Here is a 22231-nt window from a genome sequence, read left to right on the forward strand (position 1 = left end):
CCTCGCCAGCACATAAAAAACTGACTGATACAGGGTGAAACAAATATGCAGTTAGCTGTTCCCAAGGAGCTCTATCCGGGCGAAAACCGGGTGGCGATGACGCCAGATACCGCGAAAAAACTAGTGCGCCTGGGCGCCACCGTGCACATCGAAGCAGGCATGGGTATAGGAAGCGGCTTTCAGGATAGTGAGTACACCGAGGTGGGCGCTGAGATCGTTACCGATCGCGCTGCACTGATTAGCTCAGCAGATATGTTGCTGCGTTTGCGAAAGCCAGAGCTGGAAGAAATTTCGCAAATGAAGCGCGGTTGTATCCACATCAGCTATCTCGACCCCTTCAACGAACATGATCTGGTGCAAGCTTTTGCTTCGGCGGGCGTGACCGCCATTAGCATGGAAATGATTCCTCGCTCTACCCGCAGTCAGAAAATGGACGCTCTCAGCTCCCAGGCAAACCTGGCCGGTTACGTCATGGTGATGCTCGCAGCCACACGGTTACCGCGTATTTTTCCTATGATGATGACTCCCGCGGGCACCCTAAAGCCGGCCAAGGTATTCATCATCGGTGCAGGTGTAGCAGGTCTCCAGGCAATCGCTACAGCAAAGCGACTAGGCGCGAAGGTGACGGCCTTTGATACGCGGCCCGTTGTGGCTGAGCAGGTTCAATCTCTTGGAGCGACCTTCCTTGACATTGATCTTGGTGACACTGGTCAGACCTCTGACGGCTACGCAAAAGAGCTGACCCCAGAGCAAATTCAAAAACAGCAGGATGCACAAGCGGCGGTTATCGCTGACTCCGATGTAGTGATTACAACGGCGCAGGTGTTTGGTCGTAAGCCACCCGTCATTGTGCCTCGCTCCATGGTCGAGGGCATGCAGCCCGGTGCTGTGGTGGTTGATATGGCGGCGGAAACCGGCGGTAACGTTGAGGGCTCTGTTCCCAACGAAGTGGTAGATGTTAACGGCGTAACACTCGTAGGTCTTGGAAACTTGCCCAACTACGTTTGCCGGGATGCATCGGTAATGTACGCCAATAACTTGTTCAATCTGGTGGAAGACACCTGGGATAAGGAAACCGGTGCGTTTGTGCTGGACATGGAGAATGACATTCTGCCGGGCTGCGTTATTACGCATGATGGTGCTGTTGTTAACGAGACTATCAAGAACATTCTGGCGGGGGATGCCTGATCATGGATGCTATTTTTCTAACCTTTATTTTGATGTTGTCGATTTTTCTCGGCTTCGAGCTTATTACAAAAGTGCCTGCGACACTTCACACGCCTTTGATGTCCGGTGCGAATGCTATTTCGGGTATTACCGTTGTGGGTGCTATCGCATTGGCGGGTAACGGCCAGCAGGACCTTGCTAATTGGTTGGGCGCCGGTGCAGTAGCACTGGCTTCCATTAATGTCGTGGGCGGTTACATGGTGACCGATCGGATGCTGGCTATGTTCAAGAAGCGAGGAGGCTGATCGTGGGTGTTTCTCCGTTTGGAATTGAATTGGCTTATGTCGTATCTGCGGCGTTGTTCATTTATGGCCTGAAACTGCTGGGATCTGCCGCTACGGCACGTCGTGGTAACACTATTTCTGCCGTAGGTATGTTGCTGGCCATAGTGGCGGCTCTCCTTGATCAAGGCATCGTCGAGTACCAGTGGATCTTCGCTGGGTTCCTGGTGGGCGGCGCCATTGGTGCTGCGGCCTCACGTCTCGTCCAAATGACCTCAATGCCCGAGATGGTGGCTCTGTTCAATGGCTTTGGTGGTTTGGCGAGCTTGCTGGTAGGAGCGGCGGCGATCACCTCAGATGCAGGAGTGTTCACTCTCGTAACCATTGTCCTGTCGATTCTTATCGGCGGTGTGACCTTCACAGGGTCTTTGGTTGCTTACGGTAAGCTCAGCGAGAAAATTTCCAGCGCGGCGGTGCAGTTTAGCGGTCAGCAGCTGGTTAACAGCGTAATCATCTTCGCGATTTTCGTCAGTGGCTGGTTGTTCTGCCTCTACCCCCAGACACCGTTTTGGCTGATCTTGATGATCGCCCTGTCCCTCGCCTTTGGCATCATGGCCGTGATCCCCATTGGCGGTGCAGACATGCCGGTGGTGATCTCGTTGCTGAACTCCTACTCAGGTCTTGCGGCCTGTGCCGCGGGTTTCGCGATCAACAACAACATCCTGATTGTGGCGGGTTCTCTGGTCGGTGCCTCGGGCATCATCCTGACGCAGATTATGTGTAAGGCGATGAATCGCTCGCTCTCCAATGTGCTGTTCAGTGGCTTTGCTGCGGTTAGCGATGAAGAGACTGTGGTCGAGGGAGAGATCAAGCCGATTTCTGCAGAAGACGCTTACTACATTCTTGAAGCGGCCTCGAACGTTGCGATCATCCCCGGTTATGGAATGGCCGTTGCTCAGGCGCAGCATGTCGTGAAAGAGCTCACCGAATTGCTGGAGAAGAATGGCGCAGAAGTGAACTTCGGTATTCACCCGGTTGCGGGACGGATGCCTGGTCACATGAACGTCTTGCTTGCGGAGGCCGATGTTCCTTACGACCAGCTTCTGGAGATGGACGACATCAATCCGCGCATGGAGACTGTCGACGTGGCCATCGTTATTGGCGCCAACGATGTAGTGAACCCTGCTGCGCGGGACGTAGAGTCCTCGCCGATCTACGGTATGCCAGTAATTAATGTGGATCAGGCGCGCACTGTGTTTGTTCTTAAGCGTTCCATGGCCTCAGGCTTTGCCGGCATCGAAAATCCGCTGTTTTACAAAGACAACACGCGGATGTTGTTTGGCGACGCTAAGGAATCCATTGGCAGCCTGGTTCGAGAACTCGGCAGCAACTAAGCTCGAATCCAAATCAGCCCCTGCTAACCGGCTCCCTAGACTCTTTGTAGGCGTTCTCGGGGGCTGGCTTGCTAGCTCCGCCGTCCACCGTTAGGCTTGCCCGATCAATTTTCAGGCTAATGGTGAATCTTATGGCGGTCAGTCGGTCGCGATCGACATCAGGAAAATCACGCGCCAGGAATATAGGTTCAGAGCCTATGGACCTGCAGGCGTTTGCAGAGCAGCACGATAGTGATGTGTCCGAAGCTCCCATGTTGGTGGGATTACGCGCCGAACACCGCCACATAGCCAGCGTCCTGGCCTTACTTTCAGATCACCTCAACGCCATAGAGCGCAGCGAGCTTGTAGATACCCACGTGATCTATGAAATTATGGATTACATGGTGACCTGGCCAGATCGCTTTCATCATCCTCGCGAAGACCTTATTTATGGCTATGCCGCCGATATTGATCAAAAGCTTGCGGAGGATCGCCGTCGCCTCGAGAAAGATCATGATCACATGGCACGGAATGGTCGCGACCTGCTTCAGGCAGTGGAAGATTGGCGCCGTGGGGAGCTGGGTGGAGCCGAGGTTGTGCGCTTAGGTCGAGAATATGTGCAGGCTTCCTATGGCCATATGAGCTTTGAGGAGCAGGAAGTTTTTCCCGTTATCGATGCTGTTTTGACCCATGCTGACTGGCGCGAACTATCGGCCGATGATCAGCTCAAAGCGGTCGGTGATCCTGTTTTCGGACGGCGTGTACAGAGAGAATTTCGGAACATGGCGCGCAAGCTTCGCAGGAGCCTGCGACGGGGCGTAGAGCGTCAAGCGGTGGCTGAGTGGGTGAATGTTGAATCGCTCTTTGAAGCCTACGAAGTTGTGAGCATGGCGAACCAGAGTGGGCGCGCCATTACCAAAGATCAGCTGATGACGGGTCTTCGCGAAGCGAGCTATATTGTCCTGGACGAACCTTTGAAGTCGCCGTTTCTTTGTGCGGCGAATAATGCACGCTTAGGCCTTGAGTGGTGGGACGAGGTTCAAGGGGTTTATCGAGACGCTCTAACGGATCTCATGCGCGTTAACCGCGAACGTCAAGACCGCATGCGCCTGTTGCGACGAGCGGGTCGCCCGGGATGAACGGCTCTCGTTTGGAGCCTGCTCTAGTGCAGCTCTGCGTGATCTGTCAGCAGCGGCGCGGCATCCAGATCTTCCGCGTCCATCATTAGCGCGATACGTTCCAGAGACGACACCAGCTGATATTGCTCCCAGCGAGGCAGTGCCTCAAAGCGACGGGAGAAGCTCTCTTGAAGAGGCTTTGGCGCCTCTACAAGGACCTCACGACCGGCCTCTGTTAGTGAGACGTGTACTCGTCGCTTGTCCACATTACTCCGCTCTCGGTGCAGAAGTTCCCGCTCTTCGAGCTTGGAGACAATGGAGGTGATGGTTGCCTGGCTCAAACTCACAGCGTTGGCTACCTCTGTAGCGGTAAGTCCGTCCTTGGCGCTTACGGCGCGAAGCACCATTAGCTGGGGCGCCGTGATTCCTACCGATCGTCCTAACTTACGCGAGTGGATGCTGGTCGCGCGCAAAATACGACGAAGGGAGACGAGAACATCATCGAGTAGATCAGCCATCAGTGGACATCCAGGTGGTTTTGCAAAAGGGTTGTTTTCATTGCGACCCGACGTCCAGAGTATGTCGGAGAGGCGCTAACCAGGTCGCGTAATTCTGCCACTGCTCCACGGCATCGCGAAAGAGGGGTTGGCGAACTTGTTCCGAGGATGGTGTCCGCACGGGTCGATCATTTTCATAGAATCGAAGACAGCGCTCTTCAAAAGGTAGCTCAAGAAATTCCAGAAGACGCCGAAGCTCACCTTCAAAGTCATCAAGCAAGGCCTCGTGCTGCAGACGATGGACGCTCCCGGGCAGCACCGAGTCCCAGTGGCGCATGAGGCGTTCATACTGACGGTAGTAGTGCCCAAGGTCCGCAAGGTCGTAGCTGAACTCCTGGCCCTCGGCAAATAGCTGTTTAAAGTTGCTGAAGCAGCAAGCCATGGGCTCCCTTCGGGCGTCGATTATCTTGGCTCGCGGCAGCATGAGCTTTATCAGCCCAATATGCCTGAAGTTGTTGGGCATTTTGTCGATAAAGAACGGCGCATCACCGCGATGGACTCGAGTTTCCTCAATAAAGCTCTCCCCTAGCTGCCTGAGGGAGTCGCCGCTGAGGTCCTGAAGAATTCCGGGGTAACCGGGGGTATCCCCCGCGTCATTGCGCTGTCGCCGCAGTCGTTGTGCGAGAGACAGAATGTTTGGCAGCTCCCGGGTACCGTCGACCTGACTGTGCGACGCCAGGATTTGTTCCAGCAGCGTGCTTCCAGCGCGGGGCATCCCAACGATGAATATAGGATCAGCCGCGTCGAAGCCGGTCTTGCCCTGCGCCTGCGCTAACTCTTGAGTAAAGCCTGAACATTGAGCGTCAACTTCGCGTTCAAAGCTGTCGCTCTGGTAGTTGAGGCTTGCCCGCTTCAGGCTATTTCCCAAAGCGTAACTCTCGAAAGACTCTTTATAGTCACTGCGGTCTTCAAAAGCTTTACCCAGTGCAAAGGCCAGATAGACACGATCCAAAAGAGGTGGTCTGCCGGCGAGTTGAGCCTGCATTTTGTCGATCTGGCTGTCGTCGAAGTGATAAGTCTTGAGGTTGGCCAAGGCGTACCAGGCCTCACCACCACCTTGCGTCGCTTTGCTTGCCGATTCATAGGCGGCAATAGCATCGCTGCCCGATCCGAGGGTTTTCAGCGCATGGCCCTTGGATGTGAGTGTAATAGCGTCGCCTGGCAGCTTTTCGAGAATCGAGTCGAAGCCTGCGACAGCTTCGTCGTAGCGTCCCAGCTGTAAAAGCTCGATGGCTTTGAGTGATTGGAACTGAAGGTTCTGCGGAGCCGTACGCAGGAGCTGGTCTGCCTGTTCTAAAGACTCTTCAAAGCGCTGGCGTTTGCTGAGCACCCGAACAAGGTCAATGCGTAGCGCGACGTTTGTGGGTTCGAGTTCGCAGGCTGCTTCAAGAAGGAAGTTTGCTTCGTCAAGAGCTCCCAGGCGGGAACCGATATCAGCGAGAAGTCGCATTCCTTCAGTATGACTGGGGGCTTGCATCAAAAACTGCCGGCAGAGTTGCTCGGCCTTTAGGATTCGGCCTTGAGCAATCAGATCGGTAACGGCAAGGAGCGCTTTGGGCAGCGCTTCCACCCTATGAAGCTGTGTTGCCGTGACGTTTGCTTCTTGCTCTCTCCCAGCGGCACGTAAAAGCCCTAGACGCTGACGATAGCTGGCCAGTAGCGCGGGATTGGCCCGCAGCGCCTCTTCGTAGGCATCAATGGCCGCGTCGGTATTCTGAGTATCGCGGTACAGGTGTGCCTGTTCCTGGAGGCCGCGACCATTGCCAGGTTCGCTTGCAAGAAGGGTATCGAGGTAAGCCTGCGCCGCCTGATAAAGCTTACTCATGCGGGCACAGACAGCAGCGAGATACAGCGCTTCTCCGTCCGAGGGAGCGGTATCAAGCTGCCGTTGCAGAAGATTCAGCGCATCGGCCATCTGGCCTTTGCGCATCAGCTCCTGAGCTTCTGTTCCCAAAGAGCCTGCCTTAGAAGAGGCGCCCGACGAGGCCGGGCGCTCAGCCTCACTCAAAGTTCCAGGTGAATCGTACGCCGCCGGTCAGCGGGCGTGCGAGAGTTACGCGATCGCGATCGTTTACAAAGTTGTTGGACAACTCTGCTGCCTCATTAGTGAGGTTGTCGACATAGACCTCGGCAGTCCACTGGGTGTTCGATACGCCGGCAGTGACACCGAGCATCATCCAGGAGTCTACCGTTTGACGGTTGATTGCGATGATGTCACTAAAGGATTCGTCGGAATAGGCGAGGTGCGGCATCACGTGGGCTCGCAGACCGTTATTGAGGTCCCAGTTGTAGCGCGCGCGGATGGTCGCCTGAAACTCTGGAGCGAAGGCCAGGGAGTCACCCTTTCTTACATCATTTGTCGGCGTGAGAACTTCCGTGATCTCGGTATCGAGCATAGAGAACGAGCCGGTGACCACAAGCCCTGGTAGTGACAGGGGAGCCCAATCTACCGAGCCCTCAAGACCCAACACTTCAGCATTTGCAGCATTGTCCGAGAAGAACAGGTTTACGATGCTAGGATCAAAAATAGTGGTCTGCAGGCGCTCGATGTCCACAAAGAACAAGCTGCCGTTAAAACGCAGAGACTGATCCATGAGATCAAGTTTCCAGCCAAGTTCGTAGTTGGTTACATCATCTGTATCGAGAGCAAAAGGCACCTGATAGCCGTTGGGGCCTGACGCGCCGCCAGGACGATTAAGTAGCCCGGGACGGAAGCCTTCGGACAAGGTGACGAACCACAGCTGGTTTTCTGTAGGCGTGTAGGACAGGCTCAATTTGCCGATCACACCGTCGGTCTGAGCCGAAGTCGGCGCGTTGAGTAATGCCGCTGCGACCTGATCCGGCGCATCGTCGATGTTGTCCAGGGTATAGGTTAACTGCGCATCGGGATTACAGGTGCCACGAAAAGTAATCTGACCGTCGCCGTTGTACAGGTCCGAAATGTCGGTACCGAAGGAATTGGAATCTGGTTGGAAGAGGTTACAGAAAGACGCGTTAGCGCTGCCCTCCAGTCCGACTTCGATATCGTACCAGCGGGCTCCCAGTGTCAGGGCTAGCTCGTCGGTAATGTCCATGGTGACCTCACCAAACACGCCCATCTGCTCATCCGTGCGTCGTACGTCATTACGGAAGATCACGCCGTCGGGGAAAGGACCCTCATCGGATCTGTAGCCAGTGGTGAATGGGAAGTTAGGCGAAAACCCGGTTTGCACGCCGTAGCCGTCGATCTGGGTAGAGCCAGGGTAGGTAAAGTCGTTGCGCTCGGTAAGCGTGAGGTCACTGTAGAAGGCGCCTACCGTGGCGCGAATGCGACGATCTTCCGCGGTGTTTAGACGAATCTCGTGAGTGCTGACTTCCGTTTTGGTGACGCTGCCTACAAACAGATCTGGAGCCTGGCAGGTGCCGCTGGGAGCGGCATCGCCAGGGTAAGAAACCGAACTGTCACAGATGTAATAAGGAAGGTACTGCCCGACAAAGAGATAGTCCGAGTAGTCTACTAATTGGTCGGTTTGGCGATCGGTAAAGGCGCCGGAGTAAAGTACTTCCAGTTCACCGATACGTCCCGAGAGAGTCCAGGCAGTGTTGCTGAATTCATCATCGATACTGTCGGGCTGGAAGCGTGTTACTTCGTAGTCGCCCAGCTCTGGATCGGAGAAGAACACGCCGTCAGAGTCCAGCTGCTGCTGCATGTGTGAGACCTGCAGATCCCAGTCAGCATTGATGGTGTACAGGGCGGAGAGTCGAAAGCCCGCATAGGTGGTGTCGTTAAAGTCGTCTTCAGTCTTCGTGCTGTTGTCGGCGTTAATAAAATTCACGCCGGAAAGATCGGCACCGGCCTGGAATCCGCCGCGCTGCTCGCTGACGGGCACACCGTTAGACCTCATAGTACCGGCGGGACGGAAGCGAGCGCTCTCACTAGCGTTCAGCGTGCCTGCAACGTTATCGATGTAACCGCCCATGCGATCAACATACACAACACCGCGAAGCGCGAGTTTGTCGGTGACAGGCACGTTGATCATGCCTTCGACGTTGTTGCTCATTTCTCCGCCTTTGGTAAACGCAGTCCCAACTTTCATCCTGCCGTAGGTGCCACTGAGATCAGGCTTGTTGGTGATCAGGCGTACCGTACCTGCCTGAGAGCTGGCGCCAAACAGCGTGCCCTGTGGTCCGGCGAGAACCTCAATACGGTTCATATCCGCTGTGTAGACGTCGAGGTTACGACCCGGTTGTGCGAGGGGCTGCTCGTCGAGGTAGAGCGCCACGTTCGGCGATAGTCCGGCAACACCCGCCGTGGTCAGGTTTGGTGTGGTTGAGGCAACACCACGGATGTAAATAGTGTTCTGTCCAGGACCGCTGCCGCCGGCAGTCACGCCGGGCAACTGCACGAGGTAGTCCTCGAAGTTGGTTACACCCATATCGTTTAGGGTGTCTTCCCCCAGAGCCTGTACCGCTACAGGAATATCCTGAGTGCTGGCCGAGCGCTTGGTCGCTGTGACGATAACTTCTTCCAACTGCGCAAAGGCGTTGGCGCTGGCTAGGCTACCGCCGGCAACGCTGGCAAGTACCGCCGCGCGAGTAGCAAGGTTCAGCTTGTTTCTGGACCGCATGATGTCTCCCTGACAAAAAATAGTGCACAAAAAAAGTGCTAATAGTTTATAGCAAAAGCAATTCTGGGCGTGATTATACCGGCATCGCCTGTTAAATATTGATTTCTAGGAAGTTTTTACAATTAGAAGCTAAAAGAAAGATTTGTACACTATGCATTAATGTTTTGCTGACATCGGATAATCTGCGTACTCTTCCGGCTCTGATAAAGGAAGCAGAGGTTTAGATGAGTGGTTCGGCCGACGACAAATCGCCTGTGAGCGAAGGCTTTATGGGTTTTAGCGTTGATCGAGGCGTGTTCCTGCCGTCCACTACAATTCTTCTTCTTATGGTGCTTGGCGCCGCCGTCGCGCCAGATGCGAGTAATGCTCTTCTTCAAGATATTCAGGCGGCGATCGTTACCTATGCCAGCTGGTACTACGTACTAGTCGTGGCGATTGTTCTTCTGAGCGTTTTGGTGTTCAGCTTCTCTCGGTTTGGTGACATTAAACTTGGCCCGGACCATTCGGTGCCTGACTACAGTGCGCTGAGCTGGTTCGCCATGCTGTTTGCTGCAGGGATGGGCATTGGTTTGATGTTTTTCGGCGTCGCTGAGCCGGTAATGCATTTTCTCCAGCCACCCCATGGAGAGGGAAGCAGTGTTGAAGCTGCAGGCCATGCCATGACCCTTACTTACTTTCACTGGGGGCTCCACGCCTGGGCCATCTACGCCATTGTCGCTCTGCTACTGGGTTACTTTTCTTACCGCCACGGCCTGCCGCTGACCATGCGCTCCGCCTTCTATCCGCTCATCGGTGAGCGAATCTATGGCCCGGCCGGTGCAGCCATCGATGTCTTTGCGATTGTTTGCACCGCCTGTGGTATTGCCACCAGTCTGGGTTTTGGTGTTTTGCAGATCAACTCGGGCCTCGAGTATCTCTTTGGTATTCCCGTATCCGGGGGGGTACAGGTGCTCTTGGTGATTGGAACCATGGCGCTCGCGAGTATCTCTGTCGCTATGGGCTTAAATGCTGGAATTAAGCGGCTATCTGAGCTGAATATCGGGCTTTCTGTGTTGCTATTGATCGGCGTGCTCATTGCCGGCCCTACTATTCTCATCTTGGGTGCCACCCTGGAAAGTCTCGGGATCTATCTGAGCGAACTGGTCAGTATGACCTTTACGCTTTATGCCTATGATCCTACCGATTGGCTGGGCGGCTGGACGATCTTCTATTGGGGTTGGTGGTTGAGCTGGTCACCCTTTGTCGGGCTGTTTATCGCACGCATCTCGAGGGGGCGTACAATTCGTGAGTTCACCCTTGGAGCGATGCTCGTGCCCTGCGGTTTCACTCTGTTGTGGATGGGGGTTTTTGGGAATAGCGCGATTAATCTCATTTTGAATGAGGGAGCCCTTCAGCTAGGAGAGGCTGTTTCGGCCAATCAGGCTGTGGCCCTGTTTCGGTTCCTCGAGTTCTTGCCGTTTTCTACCTTTTTGTCGGCTGTGAGCCTGGCGATGATCGTGGTCTTCTTTGTCACCTCCGCAGACAGTGGAGCCCTGGTGCTTAACATGTTGTCTGCCAACGGTCGTGATGACACACCGGTCTTGCAGCGGGTGTTTTGGGCAGCTGTGATTGCCGCAATCGCCGCAGTGTTGTTGCTTGCTGGCGGTTTGTCGTCGCTTCAGACCGCGGCGATCGCCAGTGCGCTGCCTTTTTCTGTCGCCCTTTTGGGGGCTATATGGGGCTTTGCTAAAGCCCTTTCTCTGGATGCCTCCCAGCGCAGCGCGCAGAGCGTGTCGCCGGCGTCGGGTGCGGACGGTGATTGGCGCAGCCGTCTGTCAAACCTCCTGGATTTTCCCGCGGATCGCAGTGTTCATAAGTTCCTCCGGGAGCAGGTAGGGCCGGCACTGCAGGAGTTTTCTCAAGAATTAAAAAATCACGACGTTGATGCTCGAGTTACGCAGCAAACAAAAGACCAACCCTCCGTGCGTATGGAAGTCCTCAATGGTGGCGAAATAGATTTTGTCTACGAAGTGAGAAGTCGCGTTCACGCCATGCCCGACGAGCGCCTGGCGGGAGAGGCAATATCATCCATGGCCGAGGGTGATCGTTATTACCGCGCCGAGGTGCATCTTGCGCAGGGCGGCCAGGATTACTGCATTATGGGTTGGACTCAAGAGCAAATCGCTCATGACGTACTGAGTCAGTACGAAAACCATCTGCACTTTTTGACCAGCATGCGCTGACGCCGCGGGGTCGCTTAGGCCGCCTCGTTGCGAAACTGTAGTTTGGCTAGACGGGCGTAAAGTTCTGAGCTTGCCAGCAACTCATCGTGTGTGCCTGTAGCGACGACCTTGCCATCCTCTAGTACCGCTATGCAGTCGGCGTCCCGGATCGTAGCGAGACGATGCGCAATGATCACCGTGGTGCGTTCGTGCATAAGCTCGCTAATGGCTTGTTGCACCTGGTATTCACTCTCTGCGTCCAAGGCGCTGGTCGCCTCGTCGAGTAACAGTACTTTCGGATCTGTAAGCATCGCGCGAGCCAGGGCTATGCGCTGCCGTTGGCCACCGGAAAGCCTTACTCCCTGTTCCCCAAGGTAGCTGCCATACCCTTCAGGTAATGCCTCAATGAACTCATGAGCATGGGCTCTTCGCGCTGCCGCCTGTATTTCTTCATCGGTCGCTTCGGGCTTTCCGTAGGCAATGTTGTAACGAACGTCGGCGCTAAACAGCGTGGGTTGCTGAGGCACGATGGCGAGATGCGAACGTAGCTGCGCCAGAGACATCTCTCTAAGATCAATGCCATCCAGCAATAGTGCGCCTGATTGGGGATCATAAAATCGCTGAAGTAGTTCAAACAGTGTGGTTTTTCCCGCGCCCGATGGGCCCACCAAAGCCAGGCTTTTACCCGCCTCAATGTTCAGGTTTATGTTGTCCAAGGCGAGGGTGTCGGGCCGGGAAGGGTAGCTGAATGAGACATCTTTTAGCCGCATGGCAGGGTTCTTTGAGATGGACTCGCGATCGCCGGTGTCGGAGAGGGCGCTGTCGGTCTCTACCAGTTCGAGCAGACGTTCAGTTGCACCTGCCGCGCGCTGCACGTCGCCCCAGACTTCCGAGAGCGTGGCAAATCCAGTGCCAACCATAGTTGCATAGAACATGAATGCGGCGAGTTCACCGCCGGTCATAGCGCCGCTTATGACATCCCGGCCGCCGGAGTACATCATGGCAATCATTCCGCCAGAGAGAATGATGATGGCAAAGGCAATCAACAGGGCCCGTTGCCGGACGCGGGATCGGGCAATGACAAAGGCCTTCTCGACTTCAGCATTAAAGGCCAGGGATTCCGCTGACTCGCGATTAAAGCCCTGTACCGTGCGGATGTTCTGAATGATTTCGCCGGCATAGGAGCCTACGCTGGCAACGCTGTCCTGACTACTGCTGGAAAGAGTACGTACGCGACGACCAAAGATCATGACAGGCAGCAGTACCATCGGTACCGTGGCGACGATAAAAAGCGTTAGCTTGAAGTTGGTGATGAGCATCATGACCACGGCGCCTGTGAGCGTTAGGGAGCTACGCAGCGCCATGCTCATCGAAGAACCAATGATCGTCTGGAGTACCGTGGTATCTGCCGTTAAGCGCGACATGATCTCGCCGGAGCGGTTCTCCTCAAAGAACCCGGGGTGGAGGCGGACGATGTTCTGAAACACGGCACTACGAAGATCAGCACTGATGCGTTCCCCTAACCAGGACACCAGGTAAAAACGAAAGAAGGTACCGATAGCGATGGCCGTGGTGATGAGCATCACGATACGCACGGCGTCTCCAAGGGCTCCGGGATCGTCGCCACCAAAGCCACGATCAATGAGCACTTGCAGACCTTTACCGAGGGTTAGAGTCGCGCCCGCCGTAAATATGAGTGCAACAGCCGCCGCCACCAATCGCCAGCGATAGGGCGCGAGTTGGCGGGCTAGCGCGCGCAGCGGCGCCATGCTGCCACTGGAATTTTCTTCTGCGGTGTTCAGAATTTGTCCTCACGAACATTAAGTTCGATGGCGCCTTTAAGCGCGGCTTTCTCGGCCGTGGTGTAGTCAGGAAAGGGAAGCTTCTCTTCGTTTTTCCAGCTTTCGAGTTGCGAGTGCACATCCGCAATGGTGTCTTCAGATGCACGATAGAAATCCCGAACCTGCAGTACCTGACCCGGACCACTAAACACCGCGCCCGCATCATGTACTAGCTCAATCATGCGCAAATTGAGATCTTCGGCGACGGCAAGAAAACGCTGATAGTCGGTTGTTCTGATACCGACATCTATCCGTATCACCGCTGTCGCCGCAGCGACTTTCTGGAGACGGATACTAGCGGTCTCCTGCATGGCATCGGAGTGAGACAAGAAAAGCTCTCGAAGGCGCCCGAGGATCACGCGCAACTGGTCTGCCGTGGTCATCTGCAACTCGATGTGCTGGTAATAGCGAATGCGATCCCGGTGACTGAAGTTCTCGACTTCTACCGATGAGAACACGGCATTGGGTACCGCCAGCATGGTGCGGTTGAGTGTGCGAATCATTGTCGAGCGAAGTCCGATCTCTTCAACCACCCCTACAATATTACCGAAGCGACAAAGATCGCCGGGGTTTACAGGTCTGGCCGTGTAAAGTGTTATCGCGCCGATCACATTTTCCAGGGTCTTTTGCGCGGCTAGGGCCACAGCAAGGGAGCCCACACCGAGGCCCGCAATAATCGTGGACATGTTGTAGCCGGCACGTTCAGCCCACACCAGTGCTACCAGTAAAATCGCGACAAACTTGATGATGGTGGTGAAGGGTTTGAGCAAGGCGACGTACTGACGATTTCCAGCGCGTTCCAAGCGTCGAATGTTGTAGTCCCGGATCAGAGAGATAACGCCGAGTAGCAAAATGGTAAAGGCGACATAATCAACGCCTGAAGAGTTCAGATAGACCCGGGCAGCCAAGGATAAAGCTAGCTGGTCCATGAGCATGCGAAAGATTAAAAGGAACAGGAAGTAACGTAAGGAGCCCTTAAAAAAGCTTTCGATCCCGAGGGGAAAGCGATTAGGGACCAGCAGCGCCAGACGCATCATCAGATAGCTGGCGAGCATAGCGAGATACCAGGCCGCTATAAGGAATACGATGCTTGAGATTATTTGCCAGCTTTCCAGACCAGCAAAGCGGTAGTCTGGCAGGTGCCGCTCAAGCCAAACCGCAAACTCACCGTAGCCCAGGTCTTCCCATAAATCCGGGATCTCTGCCACGCTCGCGTTTGAGATCTTCCATATTTTGCCACCTCTACCATCCGGGATTCGCTGCAAAAAGATCGGCACTTCGTCGCCGTTGTCTTTGCGGATTACGCCCAGTAAGTCGCGGTAGACGGGAAGCCCATCGTTCAGCTTACCTTCGGGGTCATCACTCATACTGGTGATGTCGATGATGTTTTGTTGATTCCATAGAATTCGCAGGGCATCCATGAAATCAACTGGAGTCCATTCGGCAATTTCTTCGGGAAGGTAGCGCATGTCCAGATAGCCGGCGGCGCGCTCGCGGTCCTTTTTCGCGGCGGCGTCTGCTAGAAGAACAAGTAGTTGAAGAGGGGTTCGTGGCAGCTCTTCGTTGCCCGCAAGTTCGGCGACTTTCTCGCGAATAACTTCTTCAGCTTTTTTCTCTGTCTCCAGGATATCGCGCATGGTCTCCGTATCGGGCGCTGCGTCTACGGTCTCGTCTTCGGCTTGCTCTTCTGTCTGCTCTTGTATTTGTTCCTCAGTGAGTCCCTCGGACGCCTCACTGGCGACCTCCTGAGCGAAAACCGGACCGGATAAAAACACCGTTAGTAGGAGTGACGCGCTGAGCGTCAGAAGATTGCGAGTCATCGTGTTCGTCCGAAAGATAAAGGTCGGTGACAGTGTATCGCCCTTGGGAGCCTTCTCAAGCAGGCTCCCCATGTTCAGGATTCGGTTTTTCGTTTGATGAGTAAGCGGCCAGCAATCACGCCAGCTTCAAACAGTAGCCACATGGGTATAGCGAGGAGCGCCTGAGAGATGACGTCTGGAGGGGTTAGGAGCATTCCAAACACGAAACATCCTACGATGATGTAGGGGCGTTTACGTCCTAGATCTTCTGGGGTGGTAATGCCAGCCCAGATCGCAATGAGCGCCGCTATGGGAATTTCGAAGGCCAAGCCAAAGGCGAAAAACAGCTTAAGAACAAAGTCCAGATAACGGTTTATGTCCGTCATGATCGCCACGTCTTCGGGGCCCACACTGGTGAAAAACGCGAATATCAGCGGAAACACCACGAAATAGGCAAACGCTGCCCCGCAGTAAAACAGTAGCACTGAGCTGGCGAGCACTGGGAGGGCAAAACGTTTTTCCTGGCTGTACATACCGGGTGCAATGAACGACCAAATCTGAAAAAGGACGTAGGGAATCGCGACAAACAATGCCGTAAATAATGTGAGCTTGAAGGGTGTCAGGAAAGGTGAGGCCACGTCTGTGGCGATCATGCTGGCGTTTTCCGGAAGTAGTTCACGGAGCGGTTCAGAAACAAACGCGTAGATGTCGTTAGCAAAGGGGAAGAGCACAATAAAAACCAGCAATACGGCCAGAATTGCACGCAACAGTCTATCGCGCAGCTCCGTAAGATGCGCAATCAACGGTAGTGGTGTGTCGTTCTCGGTATCAGTCAACGGGTTTGCTATCTGTTGCGGTCTTGGAGTCTGGGTCTGAATCTGAATTAGATGATTCGGGAACGTCAGGCGTCGCGCCAATCTCTGCCATCGGATCCGGTATGTTGAGTCCACTGCTGAGATCCGAGCCTAGAGCTTGGGTCTCGCGTCGGAGTTCCTCACCCGTATCCTTAATCGCTCTCAGGTCTTTCATAACGGCGTCGTTATGCAATTCCTGCTGAACTTCCTGTTTGATATCGTTGAAACCACGGCGTATGCGATTCAGCCAGGCGCTGGCCGTGCGCACGGCATCGGGGAGTCGCTCCGGACCAATGACAAGCAGAGCAACCACACCGATGATAAGTAACTCGGCAAAGCCGATATCGAACATAGGAACCTACGATTTCAGAGGGTGCGCGAAGATGTATCGCAAATACTAGACATCGCTCTTGGTCTTCGCAGCTTCGTTAACCTCGGGCTCGTCACTAGCGTCAGCGCCCTCGGGCTTCTCGTCGTCGCCATCTTGCATGCTGCTGCGAAAACCCTTCACCGCACTTCCCAGATCTGATCCCAGGCCGCGCAGGCGCTTTGTGCCAAACAGCATGACCACAATGGCCAGAATGATGAGCAACTGCCAAATGCTGATTCCACCCAATCCCATGACTCTCTCCTTTTACTGCAGTGGAAAATACCGACCGCGATTGTAACTGCCAATTAGCTTATCCCTAACAACAGTATTGAAAGGTTTGTAAAAATTTAGCTTCGTGAGGCCTTCTCGATATGTCCTGAAAGACCGAAGCGTTCTTCCAGAATTGCCAGCACCTGTGCCGACGAGAGCCCCTGCTGAGCCAGTAGCACCATGCTGTGAAACCAGAGGTCTGCTACTTCGCCTAACAAGGCGTCTTGCCCCTCCTCTCCTTCACAGTCCTTCGCGGCGATGATGACCTCCGAAGCCTCCTCGCCAACTTTTTCGAGGATTTTGTTGAGCCCTTTTTCGTAAAGGCTCGCCACATAGGAACTGTCGGCGGACGCGTTCTTTCGCTCCTGAAGCACCTCATCTAAGGCACTTAATACGTCGTTGTTAGTTGCCTTGTGCATAAATTTCTTTTGGATCTTTCACTACCGGTTCCACAGTCTGCCATTCACCATCGATAAATTCACGGTAGAAACAGTGCTCTCGACCGGTGTGGCAGGCGATTCCGCCCTGTTGTTCAACCTCCAATAGCAAAGTATCTCCGTCGCAATCTAAACGAAGACTTCTGATCAACTGCGTATTGCCTGAGCTTTCGCCCTTACGCCATAGCGCCTTCCGAGATCTAGACCAATACACAGCACAGCCTTCATCGACCGTACGGCGCAAGGACTCCTCGTTCATCCATGCCATCATCAGGACTGTGCCGCTACTGGTGTCTCGGGCGATGGCGGGCACTAAGCCGTCTTCGTTCCAGCGAAGCTCGTTGAGCCAGCTCAGCTCTTTGGGATAGTTGCTCGTGTCTGCGTCTTGCATGCTGTGTGTGTTTCTACGATTAGGTAAAGATTATCGCACACCCGGGCTCTGGCGCCTTGGTCTAAACGCTCTGACTTGGCCAGGCGAGTCCTGCTGCTACCGCAAGCAATAGCCAGCTCACCGGAGGTGCCTGCTCCAGTAGGCTCCGAACCGAGGGTAACGCAGCGCCCGCAGCGACAATGCAGACCATCGCCGCCAGATAGCGTCGTCTGGCTCGCGTATCCTGCTTACGTCTTACTTTACGCTCCGCGGCGATAATCTGTTCACTGCGTTTTTGGCTCTCTCGCTGTCCCTGAAGACCCTCGATGAGTGCTTCCGGTAACTGTGGAAGTTGTTCAAGCCAGTTGGGCGCGTGCTGTTGCAGGCGTTTGATCATGCTTTGGGGGGAGTAGCGCTCTGCTACCCACTTCTCCAGGAATGGCATGGCGGTGTCCCAAAGATTCAGCTGGGGATAAAGCTGCCTGCCCAAGCCTTCTATATTCAAGAGTGTTTTTTGTAGTAGCACCAGAGAAGGCTGGACTTCCATATCGAAACGAGCGGCTGTTTGAAACAAATAAACCAGTAGCTGTCCGAAAGAGATTTCTGCGATGGGCCTTTCAAATACCGGTTCGCAGACAGCGCGCATGGCAGATTCAAAGTCCTGTACTCGCGTGTCTGGCGGTACCCAGCCACATTCAACATGGAGTTGGGCGACCTCATGGTAGTCCCGGCGGAAAATCGCCAGAAGGTTTCGCGCCAGATAGTACTGATCGTCTTCGCTCAGGGAACCAATGATGGCGCAGTCGATGGCAATGTATCGCGGGTCTTTGGGATCCGACGCATCGACGAAGATGTTCCCTGGGTGCATGTCTGCATGAAAGAAGCTGTCCCGAAACACCTGGGTAAAAAAGATTTCTACTCCGCGCTCTCCGAGTACCTTCAGGTCAACATTCTTAGCTCGAAGCGTGTCCATATCGGTTACGGGGATGCCATATATCCGCTCCATAACCATCACGTTGCGCCGGGTGTAGTCCCAAAAAACTTCCGGGACATAGACGAGGCTTCCGTCGGCAAAGTTTCTCCGCAGTTGACTTGCGTTGGCCGCTTCCCGCCCCAGATCCAGTTCATCAAGGATCGTATGTTTGTAGTCGCGTACCACGTCGACGGGGCGCAGGCGCCGGCCATCACGGAGCCAGCGCTCCACAAAGCTCGCTATTCGTGCCAGCAGAGCCATGTCCTTGTGGATCACCGGTTCAATGTCCGGACGAATGACTTTGACGACGACTTCTCGCCCTTCCTGCGTCCGCGCGCTGTGTACCTGAGCTACTGATGCTGAGGCGAGAGGCTCTCGATCAAAACGCTCAAAAAGAACGTCGACTTTGCCGCCCAAGGCGGTCTCTATGATCTGTGTGGCGAGAGCTGCATCAAAGGGCGGTACCTGATCCTGCAGCAGAGCCAGCTCGTCGGCGATATCTGCAGGTAGTAAGTCCCTACGCGTTGAGAGCATCTGCCCAAATTTTATGAACACCGGACCGAGCTCTTCCAGCGCGCGACGCAAGCGTTCGCCCCGCGTTCCCGTGACGCTGGCCATACGCCAGGGATTTAGCCGAAGCAACGGAGTCAGCACGCGGTGTCTGGCCTGCTCCGGCAGCAATTCGTCCAGACGGTAGCGTCCTGCTACCCGCATGATCTCAATACTGCGCAAGAGGCTGGACATCAGGCTGGACGCAAACTCTCTAGACGCAACCGCAGGCGCTCTACGCGTTGTTCCAAGCGTTCGCTGCGCTCGCTAAGCTTCTGAACATCTTCATAAAAATGCTCGAGAGCGAGTTTGGGTGGTGCAAGACGGGCTTCTTCGGTTGCGAACTCTTCGAGCTGGCGCCTGACGTTATCCCCCGATTGCTTCGTCCAGTGAAATGCTGCGCTGAGCATACCGGCTAGCTGATGGCCTGCGACATCGCCGAGACCCGACACCAGCGGGGCTTCCCAGTCGATATCCAGATCATTAAACACGCGCTGCATGTCAGTGAGCGTACTGCTATTGCCCTCCAGCTGTATGCCGCCATTGATCAGTGCCGCGGCAGGGTCCGCCGCTTGAGCCAGGCTGGCAAAGTCCTGAGCAGTGCCTGTGACGCGTGTGGTCACGGGGCCATCGTGAACGCCCTGCAATCGCAGTTCACCGTTCGCTTCGCTGTGCAGGTAGACGGTAACTGCCGGGCGTGTGCATTCCAGCGCGAGGACTCTCCCGGCTAGAGGTTTGAGTGCTTCCAGACTGTGCGGTGATAGGCGCAGCGCCGCATTGGCGGCGGCTTCGGCAGCGGCCAGTCCCGCAGTGTGCACCGTGGGCATGCGGATGTCGTTCATGACTAGTTTTTGACGCCCCGATGCACCGCAACCACTCCACCGGTCATGTCGTGGTAGTCACAGCGAGCAAAGCCCGCGTCTTCCATCATTTGTCGCAGTGTCTCTTGATCCGGATGCATGCGAATAGACTCGGCGAGGTACTGATAACTCTCGGAATCTCCCGCAACCAGTTTTCCCATAAAAGGTAGAACACCAAAAGAATAGGCGTCGTAAGCGCGGCTGAGCAGTGGGTTACGGGGCTTGGAAAACTCCAGTACCAACAAGCGACCGCCCGGCTTGAGTATGCGCAGCATAGAGCGCAGAGCTAAGTCTTTGTCGGTTACGTTCCGCAGACCAAAGGCAATGGTGATGCAGTCGAAGTGATCGTCAGGAAAGGGCAGGTACTGCGCGTCCGCTTGCACGTAGTGAAGGTTTCCACGAACACCGTCGTCGAGCAGTCGGTCGCGTCCCACTCGCAACATGCTGGCATTGATATCCGCCAGCACAACCTCACCCTCATCACCTACCATTGGTGCAAACTTGGCAGCCAAGTCGCCGGTACCTCCGGCTATGTCCAGTACACGGTTGCCGCGGCGAACGCCGGAGAGCTCTATCGTGAAGCGCTTCCATATTCGATGAACGCCTGCAGACATCAGGTCATTCATCACATCGTAACGACTCGCCACCGAATCAAAGACGCCGCGGACCATGCCCGCTTTCTCGTCGGTCTTTACGTCTCGGTAACCAAAGTGTGTTGTGTCTTCTTCGCTCATGCTCTGCATCCCAATTGCGAGGACGCATTGTAGCTTGTAGTGTCCTTATAAGCAGTGCTTGTTCTTGCATCACTCTTGGAGTTGTAAGGAGGCACCCCAAATCTGGTGTGTCCAACAAATCAAGAGAAAGTCAGGGTTCGAAATGCAGAACCTGCGTGTTGGGGTCTCGAGAAGCACCCGCCTCGGTGAGGTCATCCAGATAGGCCTGCCACAGCTCTGCCTTTTGAGTGCATAAGCGATAGAGGTATTCCCAGGTATACAGCCCGCTGTCGTGTCCGTCGTCGAACACCAGCTGCAAAGCATAGTGGCCCACGGGCTTGAGATCATTGATCGCAATATCCCGTTTGCCGGTTTGCAGTACCGCCTGAGACTCGTGATGACCCCTAACCTCCGCTGAAGGAGAGTAAACACGGAGGTACTCCCAACTCAGACTGTAGGATTTGTCGGCGTACTCAAGCTCTAAAACCCGCGATCGTTTACGCAGGCGTATGTGAGTCGGCTGGGGTATGTCGCTCGCGGTCATGGGCTTGATCTTGGGCTTAGAGAATGAATCTGGAAAGATCTTCATCCATCGCGAGATCTGATAACTGAGAGTCGACATAGGCTGCATCTACTGCCAGCGCGGTACTGCTAAGACCCGCATCTGCTGCATTAAACGAAGCGTCCTCCAGCAAACGCTCCATGACGGTATGCAGGCGTCGGGCGCCAATGTTCTCCGTGCTCTCGTTGAGTTGCCAGGCAAGCTCGGCGATGCGTGCAATACCGTCCTCGGTAAACTCCAGCGTCATGCCTTCGGTGCCTAACAATGCGCTGTACTGGCGAGTGAGTGCCGCATCGGGCTCTACGAGTATGCGCCTGAAGTCCTCGGGGGAGAGGGCTGCAAGCTCAACGCGGATGGGAAGACGGCCCTGTAATTCAGGAATCAGATCCGAAGGCTTGGACAAATGAAAGGCCCCGGAAGCGATGAACAAAATATGGTCTGTCTTTAGCATGCCGTACTTGGTGCTTACGGTGCAGCCCTCGATAAGCGGCAGTAAATCTCGCTGCACGCCTTCACGAGAAACATCGGCACCTGCGGTCTCACCACGCTTGGCTACCTTGTCCAGCTCGTCGATAAAGACAATGCCGTTTTGCTCAGCAGCCTGTAGTGCCTGCTGTTTAATTTCGTCCTCGTTGACCAGTTTGGCGGCCTCTTCATCGCATAAGGCGGAAAATGCGGCCTTGATCGGGAGTCGGCGACTCTTGGGCTGCGAGCGGGCCATGTTTGAAAACATGCTCTGCAGCTGGTTGGTCATTTCTTCCATACCTGGCGGCGCGCTGATTTCGACGCTGCTGGGGGTAGTGAGCTCGAGATCGATTTCCTTCTCGTCCAGATCACCTTCGCGGAGCTTTTTGCGCAGCAGTTGGCGGGTGCCGTCGCCTTGAGCAGAGGCGTCTCCCTTTGCATCGCGAGCCCCAGGCAACAGAATGTCCAGAATGCGTTCCTCGGCGGCTTCTTCCGCCCGAAAGCGCATTTTCTCAATGGCTTGCTCGCGCAGCATTTTTACGGACATTTCTACTAGATCGCGGACGATGGACTCTACATCGCGACCAACATAGCCAACTTCGGTGAATTTTGTTGCTTCTACTTTCACAAAGGGAGCGTTCGCAAGCTTTGCCAGGCGTCGTGCAATTTCGGTTTTACCCACGCCGGTAGGCCCGATCATCAGAATATTCTTTGGCGTGATTTCGGCACGCAGGGCGTCTTCGACTTGTAAGCGACGCCATCGGCTTCGAAGGGCGTTGGCTACGGCTCGCTTGGCGTCCTGCTGCCCAATAATGTGCTTGTCCAGTTCGTGGACAATCTCTCTAGGTGTCATGTTTGACATGT

Annotated in this window: 20 protein-coding genes; 5 read left to right on the top strand and 15 right to left on the bottom strand. The window is 54.9% G+C overall.

What is annotated here, in order from left to right; all coding sequences use genetic code 11:
- Positions 1–45 precede the first annotated feature (45 nt).
- From AB8B76_RS06390 to AB8B76_RS06405, 4 genes are all read left to right on the top strand, one after another.
- Entirely contained in the window at positions 46–1188 is a 1143-nt protein-coding gene (locus AB8B76_RS06390; protein ID WP_405271184.1) for a Re/Si-specific NAD(P)(+) transhydrogenase subunit alpha, read from the top strand.
- Positions 1189–1190: 2 nt separating this feature from the next.
- Positions 1191–1472, top strand: coding sequence for an NAD(P) transhydrogenase subunit alpha (locus AB8B76_RS06395; RefSeq protein WP_008293208.1), 282 nt, complete (start codon positions 1191–1193; stop codon positions 1470–1472).
- Positions 1469–2842, top strand: a complete 1374-nt coding sequence (locus tag AB8B76_RS06400; protein ID WP_405271221.1) for an NAD(P)(+) transhydrogenase (Re/Si-specific) subunit beta — start codon at positions 1469–1471, stop codon at positions 2840–2842. The genes AB8B76_RS06395 and AB8B76_RS06400 overlap by 4 nt, the downstream gene beginning before the upstream one ends.
- A gap of 197 nt (positions 2843–3039) precedes the next feature.
- Positions 3040–3960: a hemerythrin domain-containing protein gene (locus AB8B76_RS06405; protein WP_405271185.1), complete on the top strand. Its 921-nt coding sequence runs from the start codon at positions 3040–3042 to the stop codon at positions 3958–3960.
- A 23-nt stretch (positions 3961–3983) separates the two neighbouring features.
- Here the strand turns inward: AB8B76_RS06405 and AB8B76_RS06410 are convergent, their stop codons facing one another.
- The 3 genes from AB8B76_RS06410 to AB8B76_RS06420 are packed head-to-tail and all read right to left on the bottom strand — an operon-like array spanning position 3984 to position 9103.
- A complete protein-coding gene (locus AB8B76_RS06410; RefSeq protein ID WP_405271186.1) occupies positions 3984–4457 on the bottom strand; it encodes a MarR family winged helix-turn-helix transcriptional regulator in 474 nt (157 codons plus the stop codon).
- A 37-nt stretch (positions 4458–4494) separates the two neighbouring features.
- Complete coding sequence (locus AB8B76_RS06415) at positions 4495–6450, bottom strand: sulfotransferase (protein WP_405271187.1); 1956 nt, start codon at positions 6448–6450, stop codon at positions 4495–4497.
- Positions 6451–6496: 46 nt separating this feature from the next.
- Positions 6497–9103 (bottom strand): TonB-dependent receptor, encoded by a 2607-nt coding sequence (locus AB8B76_RS06420; RefSeq protein WP_405271188.1) that lies wholly within the window; start codon positions 9101–9103, stop codon positions 6497–6499.
- 224 nt (positions 9104–9327) lie between these two features.
- Between AB8B76_RS06420 and AB8B76_RS06425 the strand changes: the two genes are divergently transcribed.
- Positions 9328–11325 (top strand): BCCT family transporter, encoded by a 1998-nt coding sequence (locus AB8B76_RS06425; protein WP_405271189.1) that lies wholly within the window; start codon positions 9328–9330, stop codon positions 11323–11325.
- Between the two features lie 14 nt (positions 11326–11339).
- On the opposite strand, the gene AB8B76_RS06430 is transcribed toward AB8B76_RS06425, so the two are convergent.
- From AB8B76_RS06430 to hslU, 12 genes are all read right to left on the bottom strand, one after another.
- Positions 11340–13073 (bottom strand): ABC transporter transmembrane domain-containing protein, encoded by a 1734-nt coding sequence (locus tag AB8B76_RS06430; protein WP_405271190.1) that lies wholly within the window; start codon positions 13071–13073, stop codon positions 11340–11342.
- A 29-nt stretch (positions 13074–13102) separates the two neighbouring features.
- Positions 13103–14965 carry a mechanosensitive ion channel family protein gene (locus tag AB8B76_RS06435; protein ID WP_405271191.1) on the bottom strand — a complete coding sequence of 621 codons (1863 nt, stop codon included), beginning with the start codon at positions 14963–14965 and terminating at the stop codon, positions 13103–13105.
- A gap of 74 nt (positions 14966–15039) precedes the next feature.
- Entirely contained in the window at positions 15040–15780 is a 741-nt protein-coding gene (tatC, locus tag AB8B76_RS06440) for a twin-arginine translocase subunit TatC (RefSeq protein WP_405271192.1), read from the bottom strand.
- Positions 15773–16150 (bottom strand): Sec-independent protein translocase protein TatB, encoded by a 378-nt coding sequence (tatB, locus tag AB8B76_RS06445; protein ID WP_405271193.1) that lies wholly within the window; start codon positions 16148–16150, stop codon positions 15773–15775. The genes tatC and tatB overlap by 8 nt, the downstream gene beginning before the upstream one ends.
- A gap of 45 nt (positions 16151–16195) precedes the next feature.
- Positions 16196–16420: a twin-arginine translocase TatA/TatE family subunit gene (gene tatA, locus AB8B76_RS06450; protein ID WP_405271194.1), complete on the bottom strand. Its 225-nt coding sequence runs from the start codon at positions 16418–16420 to the stop codon at positions 16196–16198.
- Between the two features lie 95 nt (positions 16421–16515).
- Entirely contained in the window at positions 16516–16857 is a 342-nt protein-coding gene (locus AB8B76_RS06455; protein ID WP_405271195.1) for a phosphoribosyl-ATP diphosphatase, read from the bottom strand.
- Positions 16841–17266, bottom strand: coding sequence for a phosphoribosyl-AMP cyclohydrolase (gene hisI / locus AB8B76_RS06460; RefSeq protein WP_405271196.1), 426 nt, complete (start codon positions 17264–17266; stop codon positions 16841–16843). The genes AB8B76_RS06455 and hisI overlap by 17 nt, the downstream gene beginning before the upstream one ends.
- A 61-nt stretch (positions 17267–17327) precedes the next feature.
- Complete coding sequence (gene ubiB, locus AB8B76_RS06465; protein WP_405271197.1) at positions 17328–18962, bottom strand: ubiquinone biosynthesis regulatory protein kinase UbiB; 1635 nt, start codon at positions 18960–18962, stop codon at positions 17328–17330.
- Complete coding sequence (locus AB8B76_RS06470) at positions 18962–19609, bottom strand: SCP2 domain-containing protein (RefSeq protein ID WP_405271198.1); 648 nt, start codon at positions 19607–19609, stop codon at positions 18962–18964. The genes ubiB and AB8B76_RS06470 overlap by 1 nt, the downstream gene beginning before the upstream one ends.
- 2 nt (positions 19610–19611) lie before the next feature.
- On the bottom strand, positions 19612–20361 hold the full coding sequence (gene ubiE / locus AB8B76_RS06475) for a bifunctional demethylmenaquinone methyltransferase/2-methoxy-6-polyprenyl-1,4-benzoquinol methylase UbiE (RefSeq protein ID WP_405271199.1): 750 nt from the start codon (positions 20359–20361) through the stop codon (positions 19612–19614).
- Positions 20362–20491: 130 nt separating this feature from the next.
- The gene (locus tag AB8B76_RS06480) at positions 20492–20884 is read right to left on the bottom strand and encodes a gamma-butyrobetaine hydroxylase-like domain-containing protein (protein WP_405271200.1); all 393 of its coding nucleotides are present in this window, start codon (positions 20882–20884) and stop codon (positions 20492–20494) included.
- A gap of 16 nt (positions 20885–20900) precedes the next feature.
- Positions 20901–22229: an ATP-dependent protease ATPase subunit HslU gene (hslU, locus tag AB8B76_RS06485; RefSeq protein ID WP_405271201.1), complete on the bottom strand. Its 1329-nt coding sequence runs from the start codon at positions 22227–22229 to the stop codon at positions 20901–20903.
- Positions 22230–22231 lie beyond the last annotated feature (2 nt).

It is taken from the genome of Congregibacter sp., assembly GCF_045107095.1.
GTDB lineage: Bacteria > Pseudomonadota > Gammaproteobacteria > Pseudomonadales > Halieaceae > Congregibacter.

Excerpts from the sequence above, each read along its gene's own strand:
- AB8B76_RS06420 (WP_405271188.1), bottom strand. The coding sequence starts at position 9,103 with ATGCGGTCCAGAAACAAGCTGAACCTTGCTACTCGCGCGGCGGTACTT.
- AB8B76_RS06425 (WP_405271189.1), top strand. The coding sequence starts at position 9,328 with ATGAGTGGTTCGGCCGACGACAAATCGCCTGTGAGCGAAGGCTTTATG.
- AB8B76_RS06395 (WP_008293208.1), top strand. The coding sequence starts at position 1,191 with ATGGATGCTATTTTTCTAACCTTTATTTTGATGTTGTCGATTTTTCTC.
- AB8B76_RS06470 (WP_405271198.1), bottom strand. The coding sequence starts at position 19,609 with ATGAACGACATCCGCATGCCCACGGTGCACACTGCGGGACTGGCCGCT.
- AB8B76_RS06390 (WP_405271184.1), top strand. The coding sequence starts at position 46 with ATGCAGTTAGCTGTTCCCAAGGAGCTCTATCCGGGCGAAAACCGGGTG.
- AB8B76_RS06455 (WP_405271195.1), bottom strand. The coding sequence starts at position 16,857 with ATGCACAAGGCAACTAACAACGACGTATTAAGTGCCTTAGATGAGGTG.
- tatA (WP_405271194.1), bottom strand. The coding sequence starts at position 16,420 with ATGGGATTGGGTGGAATCAGCATTTGGCAGTTGCTCATCATTCTGGCC.
- ubiB (WP_405271197.1), bottom strand. The coding sequence starts at position 18,962 with ATGTCCAGCCTCTTGCGCAGTATTGAGATCATGCGGGTAGCAGGACGC.
- hslU (WP_405271201.1), bottom strand. The coding sequence starts at position 22,229 with ATGTCAAACATGACACCTAGAGAGATTGTCCACGAACTGGACAAGCAC.
- AB8B76_RS06410 (WP_405271186.1), bottom strand. The coding sequence starts at position 4,457 with ATGGCTGATCTACTCGATGATGTTCTCGTCTCCCTTCGTCGTATTTTG.
- hisI (WP_405271196.1), bottom strand. The coding sequence starts at position 17,266 with ATGCAAGACGCAGACACGAGCAACTATCCCAAAGAGCTGAGCTGGCTC.
- tatB (WP_405271193.1), bottom strand. The coding sequence starts at position 16,150 with ATGTTCGATATCGGCTTTGCCGAGTTACTTATCATCGGTGTGGTTGCT.
- AB8B76_RS06435 (WP_405271191.1), bottom strand. The coding sequence starts at position 14,965 with ATGACTCGCAATCTTCTGACGCTCAGCGCGTCACTCCTACTAACGGTG.
- ubiE (WP_405271199.1), bottom strand. The coding sequence starts at position 20,361 with ATGAGCGAAGAAGACACAACACACTTTGGTTACCGAGACGTAAAGACC.
- AB8B76_RS06405 (WP_405271185.1), top strand. The coding sequence starts at position 3,040 with ATGGACCTGCAGGCGTTTGCAGAGCAGCACGATAGTGATGTGTCCGAA.
- AB8B76_RS06480 (WP_405271200.1), bottom strand. The coding sequence starts at position 20,884 with ATGACCGCGAGCGACATACCCCAGCCGACTCACATACGCCTGCGTAAA.
- AB8B76_RS06430 (WP_405271190.1), bottom strand. The coding sequence starts at position 13,073 with ATGGCGCCGCTGCGCGCGCTAGCCCGCCAACTCGCGCCCTATCGCTGG.